The sequence below is a fragment of the Dysgonomonas reticulitermitis genome, assembly GCF_054601275.1.
Genome location: NZ_BAAHWU010000066.1, coordinates 1 through 13,906 on the forward strand (window position 1 = coordinate 1; position 13,906 = coordinate 13,906).

9 protein-coding genes are annotated in these 13,906 nt (G+C 37.4%); 4 read left to right on the top strand and 5 right to left on the bottom strand.

The features are described from left to right. Nucleotides 1-207: 207 nt before the first annotated feature. The gene (locus ACYPZI_RS14460; RefSeq protein WP_459602824.1) at nucleotides 208-591 is read left to right on the top strand and encodes a BlaI/MecI/CopY family transcriptional regulator; all 384 of its coding nucleotides are present in this window, start codon (nucleotides 208-210) and stop codon (nucleotides 589-591) included. A 2-nt stretch (nucleotides 592-593) separates the two neighbouring features. Then, nucleotides 594-2,108 carry a M56 family metallopeptidase gene (locus ACYPZI_RS14465; RefSeq protein WP_459602826.1) on the top strand — a complete coding sequence of 505 codons (1,515 nt, stop codon included), beginning with the start codon at nucleotides 594-596 and terminating at the stop codon, nucleotides 2,106-2,108. Here ACYPZI_RS14465 and ACYPZI_RS14470 read toward each other — a convergent pair whose 3' ends face one another. Together ACYPZI_RS14470 and ACYPZI_RS14475 are read right to left on the bottom strand one after the other, a co-directional pair. Then, entirely contained in the window at nucleotides 2,109-2,498 is a 390-nt protein-coding gene (locus ACYPZI_RS14470) for an L-rhamnose mutarotase (protein ID WP_459602828.1), read from the bottom strand. 325 nt (nucleotides 2,499-2,823) lie between these two features. Next, complete coding sequence (locus tag ACYPZI_RS14475) at nucleotides 2,824-3,606, bottom strand: hypothetical protein (RefSeq protein ID WP_459602830.1); 783 nt, start codon at nucleotides 3,604-3,606, stop codon at nucleotides 2,824-2,826. Between the two features lie 337 nt (nucleotides 3,607-3,943). On the opposite strand from ACYPZI_RS14475, the gene tilS reads away from it, so the two are divergent. Beyond that, entirely contained in the window at nucleotides 3,944-5,263 is a 1,320-nt protein-coding gene (gene tilS, locus ACYPZI_RS14480) for a tRNA lysidine(34) synthetase TilS (protein WP_459602832.1), read from the top strand. Here tilS and ACYPZI_RS14485 read toward each other — a convergent pair. The 3 genes from ACYPZI_RS14485 to ACYPZI_RS14495 form a co-directional block, all read right to left on the bottom strand. Beyond that, nucleotides 5,260-6,435, bottom strand: a complete 1,176-nt coding sequence (locus ACYPZI_RS14485; protein ID WP_459602834.1) for a THUMP-like domain-containing protein — start codon at nucleotides 6,433-6,435, stop codon at nucleotides 5,260-5,262. The two genes, tilS and ACYPZI_RS14485, sit on opposite strands and share 4 nt — an antisense overlap. Continuing rightward, nucleotides 6,432-10,892: a translocation/assembly module TamB domain-containing protein gene (locus ACYPZI_RS14490; protein ID WP_459602836.1), complete on the bottom strand. Its 4,461-nt coding sequence runs from the start codon at nucleotides 10,890-10,892 to the stop codon at nucleotides 6,432-6,434. The genes ACYPZI_RS14485 and ACYPZI_RS14490 overlap by 4 nt, the downstream gene beginning before the upstream one ends. 488 nt (nucleotides 10,893-11,380) lie before the next feature. Next, nucleotides 11,381-11,725: a DUF3836 domain-containing protein gene (locus tag ACYPZI_RS14495; protein WP_459602838.1), complete on the bottom strand. Its 345-nt coding sequence runs from the start codon at nucleotides 11,723-11,725 to the stop codon at nucleotides 11,381-11,383. A 390-nt stretch (nucleotides 11,726-12,115) separates the two neighbouring features. On the opposite strand from ACYPZI_RS14495, the gene ACYPZI_RS14500 reads away from it, so the two are divergent. After that, nucleotides 12,116-13,762: a diphosphate--fructose-6-phosphate 1-phosphotransferase gene (locus ACYPZI_RS14500; protein ID WP_459602840.1), complete on the top strand. Its 1,647-nt coding sequence runs from the start codon at nucleotides 12,116-12,118 to the stop codon at nucleotides 13,760-13,762. Nucleotides 13,763-13,906 lie beyond the last annotated feature (144 nt).

The following is a 13,906-nucleotide window of genomic DNA, read 5'->3' on the forward strand; positions in this document are numbered from 1 at the left end:
TGTACCCTGTCCGAAAGGGGTATTTTCCGGTCTTTTTCGGCTTCATCAATCTGTTTGCCTTTTGATTAAAAATACTGGTAATCAGTTAGTTTGCTTCAACTTGCACAAAGTTGCTTGTGGGTATTGACTTTTAGTTAAAAAGTAATTATAATGCATATAGTCTAATAAAATAGACATATATTTGTTTCATAGATATAACTAATGGATATGCAACTAACTAAAGCCGAAGAGCAAATAATGCAAATTCTCTGGATGATGGAAGAAGGTACGGTTCAGGATATATTGAAGGAATTTGTAGATCCAAAGCCGGCACGTACTACCATCGCAACAGTATTGAGCATTTTGGAGAATAAAAACTTTGTAACTCACCGTTCTGAGGGAAGGCTGAATATATATAAAGCCCTTGTGGCAAAAGAAGATTATTCGAAGAAGCAGCTGCTTGGTTTTGTAAAGGATTATTTCAACGGCTCATTTTCTTCTATGGTATCATTTTTTGCTAAAGAAAACAATCTTACGCTGGAAGAGATGGATCATCTACTCGAAGAAACCCGCCAGGCGCTGGATGACAAACAAACTGATAAAACGGAATAGTTATGGAAGAATTTATTATATATATATTGAAATCAGGGCTTTGCCTTGGCTTATTCCTGGTGATATACACCTTGTTTCTCAGGCCTGCTACTTTTTTCAAATTCAACAGGGCTTTTTTAATAACAGGAATACTTGCTTCTTTTATAATGCCTTCTATACATTATACTTACGATGTTGAGATTCCTATGGTTACTGCCGGGCCTGTAATATCTGAAGTTAACAATAACGTCGCTTTAGAGCAAGGTAGTTCTGTAAATATATGGGGTATATGTTTCTTAATATACATTGTCGGAATCGCCATATTGACTATACGGAATCTGGTCTCTTATGTGAAGCTGAACAGATTGATAAGGGCTGGGGTGAAATCAGATTCCGGCTACTTCAAGATAGTTGAAAATATAGATATTAAATCCCCTTTTACAATATTGAACTACATCCTGATCAATACAAAAAGCCTGAGTAATGTGGAAAAAGACCTTATACTGAAGCACGAAGTAACACACATTGACCAGAAACACTGGATAGATTTGTTTTGCAGCGAGTGTGTACTTCTATTGCAATGGTTCAATCCTTTCACGTGGATTTATGTTAAGCTATTGAAGGAAAACCATGAATTTTTAGCCGATAAAGCAGTAATAGATTCAGGTACATCTCCTGCTGTGTACCAAGCTGTACTTATCAATCAACGCTTTCAGGGACAAGTCTTCTCCTTTTCTAATTCTTTTAACTATGGTAAGTCGTCGAACCGGCTGGCAATGATGAAAAGGACAAAAAGCTCTCCTTGGAAAAGAATAGCGGCGCTTCTTATTCTTCCGGTATTTGGTTTTTTTATATGGGCTTCGGCAGAACCTAATTACGTAGTACAAGAATCTTTGCCTGTAACTGTATCACAAAAATTTGATACTGAAAAAATACAGGAAAAGGGCGAGCCTACAAATCTCAAATATAGTTTCTCCACAAAAAAGGATACGATAATTCCTGAGACGAAAGGTTCGGTAGTTTATGTCACAAAGATTGGGAAACGGGATAATATAGATGATGCGACGAATAGCAATGATACGCCAAATAAACGCGCAATAAGAGTGTTCTCTGTTTCAGGAGATGTATCTGTCGATGAAGCGAAACCTCTTGTTTTTATCGACGGGCAAAAGTCTGATTTTGGAAAGATGAAGGGGCTCAATCCCGATGAGATAGATAACATCAATGTACTGAAAGATGCCACTGCGATAAAGCTTTATGGAGAAGAAGCAAAAAACGGGGTTATCCTGATAAATACGAAGCAAGCAAAAAATAGCGCCGGCTCTACAACTGCCGTTAAAGAAAATGTACAGGTCTTAGATCTGAATACCGGTAAACAGCTAATGATCCTTGATGGTAAGGAGATTTCTCCGGAGGCCATAAAACTTATTAGTCCGGATAAAATAGAGTCGATAAGCGTACTCAAAGGAAAATCATCCGTTGAAATGTATGGAGATAAAGGTAAGTACGGAACAATAATAATTACGTCAAAAAAGTAATCAGCGTTTTAGTGACTCATTCAAAGAGAATATACGCTCTATAAGTTGCCATTTCTCTTCCGAACGTTTACCTTCACCCGCTTCCTGGAATTTGGCGACAAATTCTTCCCATTCAGCTTGTCGTTCATAAGTTGCCAGACGGCCGAAGGCCTCATCCCAGACAAAACCGGAGGGTGTTTCTATAATCATAAACGCTAAATCATTTACAACATAGATCTCCATATTCAATATGCCGGCTTTGCGTATACCTTCCGGTATTTCGCGCCAAATGTTTTTGCTGTCGTGCCAAAATTTGTATTGCTCCAAGGTGTCGGGGTTGAGTTTTAAAAACTGGCAATAGCGTTTTGTTTCACCTTTTTGTTCCTCTGAATATCCTTTTTTTAGATCCATCTCGTTATAAATTTATAATCCAAGTCTAAATATAACAATTTTTATGAATCAATGAAGCTGATAAGATATTTTTGAGTGAATTTTATCTCTATTTAGAGTACCTTTACCTACCAGTAAGAATTTGTTATATATGAACATATCTGATGTACAACAATATATTTCGGAACACCAACTGCTCGAAGAAGGAGCTAAAGTAATCGCCGCTTTCAAGTGCCTCGCTTGCGGCGGAAAGGGCTACGCCTGCTTTTTCCATATTCTGCGCCGAAATGCAGGCGCACACAAAAAGTGCGTACACTGCAAAAATTGGTTTTATCGGATTCATAATTTATTCTCCTGTCCAATCAGGACTTTTAATACTTTCAAATGATATTTCTTCTTCAATTTGATTGGAATTATTGTCTGGTTGAACTTTCTGAACGACAACTGGTTTATGAAATATACGGTGTCGTACTCCGCACAATCTTATAGTCGGACTAATTCCTTGTTCCGCAATTAATTGATAACCAAGACCACGCGCACTAACCCTCGAAAGTCCAAGTGAAGCATCTGCAATACTAATATCGCCAGCTCCGACATTTCCACTTGCTTTAATTTCAATATTTGCATTGGAACTGTTAGATATTAATATAGTAGCACTGTCGGCAACGCTTTTTCCTGTAACAATAACCCAGTCCTTTCTCCAAATCCCCTTACGATAAAAATCCAATACCGCATCTTGCAAAGAAATTTGATTTTCAATAGAATGGTAGGAAATGTTGAGTGCTTCAAAAACAGTTGAATTTTTATTGCCAAATTCAATGACAATGCCTGCTTCCAAATCTTTTAAAATACTTCCCATTTCATCAACCTTTCCATTCAAATTGGATTTCCAGCTGACATTACTTTGCGATACAAACGATTTTTTTGCATCGAATTTATCGTCAAGTCGTGTTTCAAATGTTAAACTGAACGGTTCGTTCATAACATTATCTATGCGCTTGAATACATTATTGCTCAATGTACCAATATCGCCGAGTTTTATGGGTTCGCCCGGTTCCCAAACAGCATAATAACCGCCACCAAAATTTCTACTCACTTCGTGTGAGTATTGTTCTGCAATTGATTTCATCTTAAAATCTCCTATAATCTAAATTAAACATATTGATAATTAATATTTTATTTGTCATTATTTTTCTTTTAATACGCATCTCACACAACTACCTTTCCAATTACTTCTTTAGCGGCTTCTGCGGGGATAAGAGCCGCAAGAGGGAATATATATGGAAGTATGGTCATTCTTTGATTGTTAACTTTGTAACGTAAAGATAACAAAAGTATTAGATCGATAGTTAAGTTTTATAAAATATTTTGAGTGAATTTTATCTCGTGTATAAAAAGATAACCATGTAAGATGTCTTTTATCTCTATTTAGAGTACCTTTACCTACCAGTAAGAATTTGTTATATATGAACATATCTGATGTACAACAATATATTTCGGAACACCAACTGCTCGAAGAAGGAGCTAAAGTAATCGTTGGAGTGAGTGGTGGCGCCGATTCGGTAGCTTTATTGGATATATTGCACTCTCTGAAATATGAATGTATAGTAGCTCATTGCAATTTTCATTTGCGGGGGGAAGAGTCTAATCGGGATGCCTTTTTCGTAGAAGAATTATGTGAAAGATATAAACTCAAATATGAGCGGGTAGATTTTGATACGGAGGCTTACGCTGCAATTCATTCTGTATCTATCGAGATGGCTGCCAGGGACTTGCGTTACGATTGGTTTGAGCAACTAAGGGTTATTCATTTAGCGGACAGGATCGCTGTAGCTCATCATAGGGATGATTCGGTAGAAACAATTCTTCTTAATCTGGTTCGTGGTACGGGTATTCGTGGCTTGACGGGTATTGCGCCGCAAAACGGATATGTTGTCAGGCCTTTGCTGTTTGCCGGTCGTCAGCAGGTATTAGATTACTTGAAGGATCGGGAATTGTCTCACGTCGATGATAGTACAAACAGTGAAGATCTCTATACAAGAAATAAGATACGCCTGAATATCATTCCTTTACTTGAAACAATCAATCCTTCGGCAAAAGAAGCTATTATCCGTACAGCCGAGAACCTGTCTCAAGTGGAGACCGTTTATCGGTATTATATAGAACAGGTGAAGGCTGATATTTTTAAAGATAATGCAATAGATATAAGAAAACTAATTCAATATATAGAACCGGAAGCGGTATTATATGAAATTCTCACTCCTTACAAATTCAATCCTGCGACAATCAGGCAGGTTTTTGAATCTTTGATTAGTCAGCCCGGAAAAATATTTTATTCCGAGACGCATAAGCTAGTCAGGGATAGGGAAACTTTCATCTTAAAAAAGAGGAATAATATGTCTGTGGAAAGTTTTACCATCCATCAGGAAGATTCATTTATCGCATACCCTCTGAAAATGAATGTCGATGTAATTAAGAAAGAGGCATCCTTCGGGATAGAGAAAAACAGTAACATTTTGTATGTGGATAAAGATAAGGTACAGTATCCGTTGACTATTCGCAAATGGCGTCAGGGAGACTGGTTTATACCTTTCGGGATGAAAGGGAAGAAAAAAATCAGTGATTATTTTACCGATCAGAAATACAGCCTGTTCGATAAGGAAGAAGCCTGGCTTTTATGCTCCGGTGACAATATTGTTTGGATTATAGGTGAACGGTCTGATGACCGCTTTAAAGTGGAGAGTTCGACAAAAGAGGTGCTCAAAATACAATTAGTGGAGGATTAATTTGCTTTTTTGCATATCAATAAGACCTTTTTTTCGTCGGCCAGGGTAGTGGCAAATATAAATATGTCTCCACCATCTTTCAATCCGGTTCTCTTTCGTAGTTCCTGAACGGACAGGGGGAAATTCCGTGTCGTTATATTCGCCTGTTTAATATTGTGTAAATATTGTTTTACCTCTTTTTTATTAAGACTGCAAACATTTTCAATAATAAAGCTACGTCCATGAAAGTCCGGAATATAAGAATCGGAGGTGTATAAGTGGCTATTCGGATGTATTTTATCTATCTTATAATATGTTGACAGGTATTTATATGCCCCGGCTTTCGTTATAGATGCATTCGGTTCATATAAATATTTTCCTGTTTGAGATTTGTAGACTATTGCCGTTTCCTCTTCTTGCACTCGTGTAAAAGATAATATATCAGTCTTTTCCTTTTGTATGTTTACGCAGTGATAACGGGTTTCACTGTTTACCTTTCTTTTTATGAATAGCAGTTCTTTACACTCGTTGTTGTGGCTTACTATATGTACATCAGATATGCCGGATAAGGATTTCAGGGCAAGGCTGATATCCAGCATCGGAGACAATTTAATCATTGCCAATTTTCCTTTTTCGCTTAATAAGCTTTCCAGTTCGAGAATATTAGGCGTGCAATCTTCTATGCTTACTGTTTTCCTCCCTATTGCATCGCGCCGTGCGGGATCTATATAGATCAAATCGGCAGGAGGCATTTCCTGTAAATAGGAGAGGGCTTCCGTATTTTTTACAGTTACATTGGTTAATCCCAGCTCTTTAAAGTTATGAGCGGCTATTTCGGTCAATTCTGTTTGTTGCTCTACATATACAGCATGTTTGAATTTGGTTGCCAAAAAAGAGAAATCGACACCCATTCCTCCGGTCAGATCCACCATATTATCTCCGGCCACCAGGGTTGCTTTATAACGGGCTGTTTTTTCTGATGAACTTTGTTCCAGTGAGAGATGCTTAGGATACAGAATCTTTTCGTTGATATACCAACCGGGGATTTTTTCTTTTGCTATTTGGCGGCCTTTTATCTGACGAATAGCCAATTGCATATCTATTTCCGGGTATTGTGTCGCATGTAAGGCTAATACACGGATATCATCGTTTTCATGTTCTTTTACGAATCCATTTAACGTGGCAGATATCATTTCTTTTTCTTCAGTTTAATGAAATTGCTCAAGGCGCTTCCTTTCTTTGTCGAGTCCGGGAGTATGGGATGGATGGTATCTTTTTTTAGCCCTTGCGAGCGCCGTATATTGAATAAGTCAGACAGGTCGTCAAAATCTCTTTTGTAAACAATACCTACTCCTTGTGTGTTTGATTCTCTCCCTAAATAATAATATTTCTCGTTGTAATGGTTATATGCTTTAATCCGCCATGTTCCCGCGTTATTGAGCAGATATTCTATATCCACATCCGTTATCATAGCCTCTTTTTGTATGTTTACATCATTTCTGTAGCCAAAATTCCCGTTTATCAGCAATCTGTCGTTAAACAAACGGCTGCCAACGGTTAATTCTATTTCTGTGTTTGTATTTTCTATATTGGTGTTGCTATATCTTATATTTGTGCCCAATTCCCACCTGTCATCTATTTTACTTATTATTTTAGTCAATTGGTTCGATAGTGTTGCAGAGGCTAAAACCGCCAGGTCTGAGGAATCCTGCGTATCGGCGTTTCCCTCCGGTTTATAAAATCTGGATAATAGCAACAAGAAAGCAACTTGCTTGTTTATCATATCTTCAGTGCTTATCAGATTTTTTACCTGGCGTTCTATTTCGGGATCGGCAGCAGGAAATTTAATATCCATGCCTATGTTTGGTTGTCGAAGAGGTCCTGTCAGGTTCAATATACAATTGACAGGAATAGTCGTTTGCCCGCTTTGAGTAGCCAATAACCTGTCCAAATCATTCAAGCTGGCATTCACCTTATATACCGCACTTACATCCAGCGTAGCTTGATATGGGTCTCCTCTAAACTGGACATTGCTCCCGTCTTCTATTGTAAAACGTCTTTCTAAAATACGCTGGAATGTAAAATTGTAATTTCCTCTGTTTATATTATATGTACCGAAAAGTAAAGGCGATGATTTAGTATCCCATTGAAACTGTAGCGCTCCGCTTCCTGATCCTCTAAGTATATCCCCGCCTATAGGGTCCATTACTAATTCTACTATGGCATCGGGAGTTGCGTCGATATAAAAATTCATATTGATGGCCATTCCCGAACTGGTCTTGATAGGATTAGGTGTATGTGTTGCCGCTACTTTAGGAACGGTGTCCGTAGGCTGTCCTTTTTCTTTGTATGAGATAAACGAGTATTCATTGACAAAATCCTCCATGAAATTCATCCTTACTATAGTCTTGTTCTCAGTTCTCATACTGATATTTATGTCTACAATCTGTTCATCCCCTCCAATAGAACCTTTTCCACTTCCGAACACTGTCCCGTAGAAAATCGGATTTTGCTCTTTGGTTACGTTATATACAAGGAAATTATTTGCAGATAAGTCTACCTGATATTTAAAGTCATGGAAAAAGTCGTGAACTACTTTCCCACTGGCAATTGCAATATTGTTGTACTGGTCGGTAAGGACGATGTCGTTAAAATAAATCAGATCTTTTTTCAAGAAGATAGTATCTGTGAATTTGTAGGTGGTATTCAGCATATTTATACCTAGACTACCATCTTTTACAAAAGCTTTGCCTTCGACCGTCACATCTGAAAAGTTTCCGAATAAATGAACATTGCCGGTTCCGCGTCCGCTGATATTCTGGAATATGACATTTGTATATGCGTTTAAGAAACTGACATCAATACTATCTGCATCAAAAAACAGGGATAGTCCTTGTTTTATCGGGTCGATAGTACCGTTTACTTTTGTCCGTTTATTTTCTTTGCTGACTATCAAACCGTCTAATACAACTTTATTTGTTTCTTCATCCAGTTCACTAAAAAGATTCAGATTTCCGAGAGGCGTACCGTTGAATTTAAAATCGGTGATCTCTAGCCGTGTGTTTGCATATGGTCTGTTCTCTACTGTCGATACATATAGTTTACCTGTTGCCAATCCACCGAACTTGAGGACATCAATTGCCAGAGTCTGGAAAATGTATTCAAGATTTATATTGTTCAATTGCGCCTGTAATATATCAGTTGTACTTTTAGGGGAATATTTCCCGTCGATACTTATTTCTTGACTCCGGTCTTCAGTCGCTACGCTAAACTTATCCACGGCATATGTTCCATTTTGAATGGAAATGTGTGATTTTGCCATTTTCCAAATCGCATTGTTCAGAACGAGTTGGCTTGGTAACACATCGATGTCTATTTGTAAAGGTTCTTTCTGGTTTTTTGAAAAAAGAGTGTTTACTGAAAATTCACCTCTGGCTTTTTGTTTCCCGTCATTCAGCAAAGAAATATGAGTGTTTACCAAATTATTTTGAATTGCAGATTTAATAGAAATGTCGTTTGTTGCATTCTTTCCGACTATCATCGCATCCACCTGGGTCTTTAATCTGTCTTCGGTGTTTTCGGCCAGTATATATCCCCCTTTGATATTCATTCCTGCTGCTTTTATCACAGGAGCAAATAATTCTAATTTGAATTTTTCCCGTGCATCGTTGTAAAAACCTACTATTTTCGCAGGACTGATGACTGTAACAGGAAGATCAAATATTTGACTGAATTTTTCTGTATTGTTGATGGTAAAGTCAAGAGCAAAATTGTTTGTAGCATTCTTATTATTTTCTTTTCTCTCTTTTTCTATCAGGGCAGGAAGATAAGGTTGCAGCATGTTCAAAATACTATTTGCCATGGCTGAATAGGAGTATTTGCCTTCAATTTTGCCATTGACTAAATCGGATGAGATCTTTAGACCTTGCGTTTGTGTAGAATCCAGGGAGGCTTCTACCAAAAGTTTATTCAGATAGAATAATTTATCACCTTTTAGAAAGTCGATAGAATCAATACGTAAATATCCATTTACATTGTCTATGTTTTTGCCGCTAAAGTCGGCGTCTACATTGAACGATAGATATGAATGCTGCATATTCCCGGCAATATTCAGATTAGCAAGTTGAACATTCTTTATTTGTGCTTTAAATACAAGTTCAGGTCTTTCTCTATCTGATAGATCGAATAATCCGCTTACATTCAGCTGACCGTTCGGATCATCTATTTTTAGTTCACCATTCATGCGTAGCCCGTCATAACCGGCATTTAGCATGATGTCCTTATACGTATATCCTTTGTAATCCAGGCTGAAAATATCTCCGTCGGCTTTACCTCTTATGCTCGAATTTTTTGGTTTCTCCAAGTCTACGTTAATATTGAGAGATATTTTATTCAACTCATTGTTATCTAACAATTTTCCTAAATTGAAATCAGAGGTATATATTTTCCCTTGTGCATACGAACTAATTCCATTTCGATTGTTGAAACCAAAGAGTATATCTGTGTTTATAACTCCCAAATCTGTGTCGAAGCTGCCGAAAGCCGTGAGCTGCTTCAGATACCCTGAAATATCTCCTTCAAATGATATTGTCCCCAGCTTCCTTAATTGAGGAGGCAATATTGTTTTTCCTTTTGTAAAATTATTGATGATACTTTCTATCTCCGCGTTACTGATTTTTAATTCGTCAATGCTTCCCAGAATATAGGTTTTGTCGGGATGCCTGATATCTTTAATTTCCGAATTGGAGACAAGATGCATTTTCTTCCCATAGTTGATAATCAGGTCAGATATGGAAAGGTTGTCTATGGATCCGTTTATATGTCCTTTCAGTGAGAGCTTATCATCAAAGTTTTTGAGGGCAGGAACCAATGCCGCTATATCCTGCGGCGCTATCTCCGACTCCCCTATAAGACAGTCTAAGGTCGCGTAATCCAATATCTTAGCTGTGTCATTTGCCGGAGTAAGATTTATCTCACATCTGCTCAGTTCGATGTTCGATGCCGGCAGATTGAGACTGAATCCCCTTACTGATACTTTTTTACCTTGAGTTATCAGACGGCAGAGCAGGTTTGTTATCTCTAATCCGCTTTTTTCTTTCATCCCCAGTTTCTTTATCTGTATATTCAGTGAGTCGGGGGTTAAAGATTTCAGAGCGAGTTTTGCTTGCAAATCGGAGATTGCAATATGATTGACATCGAGACGATTACTATCGACGGTGACAGGCCTGTCTTTTATATCATAATAAAGTTTCCCATTAGTTATGTTGACCGAACTTAATTTTATGTCGATCCGGGATTTTGGAATGCTATCTTTAGATTTGAAAGCATCGATGATGTATTGGATATTCAGGGGCGAGCTTATTGAATCCTTTGACAGGTTAACTTCAAAATCGGAAAGCCATGCGGATGTTACAACCACCTTTTTCCGCGCGAGTGCGAACAGGTCTATACTAGCCGAAACTTTGCCGGCAATCAAAACTCTTTTGTTTGACTGATCATATACATATACACTGTCTAACTCTATTGTATTGAATGGCTTAAAGTGTAGACTGCCTATGCCCAGATCCGAGCCGATTTTCTTCTTAAGATCTTCTACTATAAGATTCTTTACTGATTCCTGTATAGCAGGTATGTTAATTAGCCCGAACAATAGTATGAATAGTCCGGCTACTATGCTCAGAATCGTTAAAAATATTTTCTTAAACCGTTTTATAGCCCTGAATTTTAATCATACAAAAGTACTTAAAAAAAGGATAATTTCTATAGGTGCTATATATTATTCAGGGCAACCGCAAAAAAATGAAGAATTAAAAATCGAAGAATCGAAGAGTGAAACGTTGTTTGGCGTTCGTTTTATCTATAATAGATAATTTGATAATTAGCGAATGAGCAAATTTGAAAATTTGAAAATTAGCGAATTTGAAAATGAGTGTGGAGTTTGTTACATTTTAGTTAAAAGGAGGAAGGAATTTTTCTCCCGTCATTGTGAGGGTTCGCCCGAAGCAATCCATTAATAATCAATACTCTGGATTGCTTCACTCCTGTTGGCTCCGCCGATTCTTCGAATTCGCAATGACGGAAGTTTTATCTTTTGGGACAGCCCTTTCATCGTAGGCTAAAGTCGGTTATTTTCGACGGTTATTTTTCCCATTTATTATTTTTCTTATCCCATTTTTTTACGACAGGAGTAGCCGGAGAATCACTTACTTCGTAATTGTATTCAAGTTTATGAAGGCCTACCCAGCCTTTCGAACTATTCCACTCGTACATGGATTTTTCAAGCATCCGTCCTTCGGCATCATAGTTGTATACAGTTTTACTGATAGGCGCATTGGTTTCTTTGTCACAAAATAAAAATTCTTTAATGCAGCCATTCTCTGTATTCTCTATGTTGCTGAGAACAATAGTTTCAGAATTGTAAGCATAAGCGCTTATTGATAGCAATATTGCTGATAAAAACGAAAGTAAAATTTTTGCGTTCATAATTTTGATGGTTTAATTTTTAATGCGACAAAGATAATCAGTATTTTAATGATTTAATATATAAAATGTATCAAAATGATATGTTTGTATGGTTAAATATGGTTAATATTTCATTTTTTATATGATTTTTCAGATTATTTTATGTCTATTTTGTGATAAAATGATATAATTGAAGGGTGGAGATTTTATTTTTGATGTAATATATTTTTGCAAGAAGAAAAGAGTAAGAAAAAAAACTAAAAATGAAGAAAAAAAGCAAAAAAAAGAGTAAAATGATAAAAAATAGGATTCTATAAGAGAGAGAAACTCTTTTTTATGTAAAAAAAAATGACGAAATTTGCATGCCTTTTTGAGAAAATGACTTATTAAAATATATAATCAATAAAAACAATGAAAAAAAGTGCGTTACAAATTGCAAGAGCTGCTTACAAACCTAAAATGCCAAAAGCGTTATACGGTTCTGTAAAAGTTGAAGAAGGAGCAGCTACACAGTCTGTGGCAGATCAGGAAGAGGTGAAAAAATTATTTCCGCATACGTACGGAATGCCAATTCTTAAATTTGTAGAAAGTTCAGAGCATGTGAGTTTGCCGGCTATCAACGTTGGTGTGATTTTGTCAGGTGGACAAGCTCCCGGTGGACATAATGTTATTGCCGGCCTTTTTGACGGAATCAAAAATTTGAATGTCAGCAGCCGTTTGTTCGGTTTCCTTATGGGACCCGGAGGTTTGGTTGACCATGATTATAAAGAATTAACTGCCGATATTATAGACGAATATCGTAATACAGGTGGATTTGATATTATTGGCTCGGGTCGTACAAAGCTGGAATCGACAGAACAATTTGATAAGGGGCTTGAAATATTAAAGAAGCTTGATATAAAAGCATTAGTTATCATCGGAGGAGACGATTCGAATACAAATGCTTGCGTACTTGCTGAATATTATAAAGAAATCAATGCAGGAGTGCAGGTTATCGGTTGTCCTAAAACAATTGACGGCGACCTTAAAAATGAGATGATCGAAGCCTCTTTTGGATTCGATACAGCGTGTAAGGTTTATGCGGAAGTTATCGGGAATATACAACGTGACTGTAACTCTGCCCGTAAATATTGGCATTTCATTAAACTAATGGGACGTTCGGCATCTCATATTGCGCTAGAATGTGCTCTTCAGGTTCAACCGAATATTTGTATAATTTCGGAGGAAGTAGAAGCTAAAGAGCTTTCTTTGGACGATGTTGTATCGGAAATTGCGGATGTTGTGGCTAAACGTGCCGAAAACGGAAACAATTTTGGTACAGTCCTTATTCCGGAGGGATTGATCGAATTTATTCCTGCCATGAAAGGATTGATTGCCGAATTGAATGATTTTCTTGCACATCATCAACGTGAATTTAATGCAGTTCCGAAAGATGATCAGTTGGCATATGTTCAAAAAAATCTATCTGCCGGTAATGCTAAAATATTTGCAAGCCTTCCGTCGGGAGTTGCCCGCCAGTTGACTCTGGATCGTGACCCTCACGGAAATGTTCAGGTTTCCCTTATCGAAACAGAAAAACTATTGGCTGAAATGGTCGGTAGTAAGTTAGAGGAAATGAAAACTGCCGGAAAATATAAAGGCAAATTTGCAGCGCAAGAACATTTCTTTGGATATGAAGGTCGTTGTGCTATTCCTTCTAACTACGATTCCGATTATTGTTATTCTCTTGGATATACAGCCGCTGCCCTTATTGCCGCAGGAAAAACCGGTTATATGTCATCCGTACGCAACACTACTGCCCCTGCCAGTGAGTGGATCGCGGGTGGTGTGCCTGTTACAATGATGATGAATATGGAGCGTCGTCATGGTAAAATGAAACCGGTAATTCAAAAGGCTCTGGTCGAGTTGGATGGCGCACCTTTCAAATATTTCGCGGCGAACCGCGCTGATTGGGCTATAGGCACAGAATTTATTTATCCGGGACCGATTCAATTCTTTGGACCGACTGAGGTTTGCGATCAACCTACAGTTACATTGAAATTAGAACAAGGAAGATAAATTATCTATATAAGAATATCGTTAGTTTGTATTTTATAAAAAAGAAAGATAAAGGAAACTCCAAATTGAATATCTTTCCTGGATAAAAAAGCTCCATCTGCTGCATTAACTTTTAATTAGAAAAAGACAGGATCTAATCTTCAT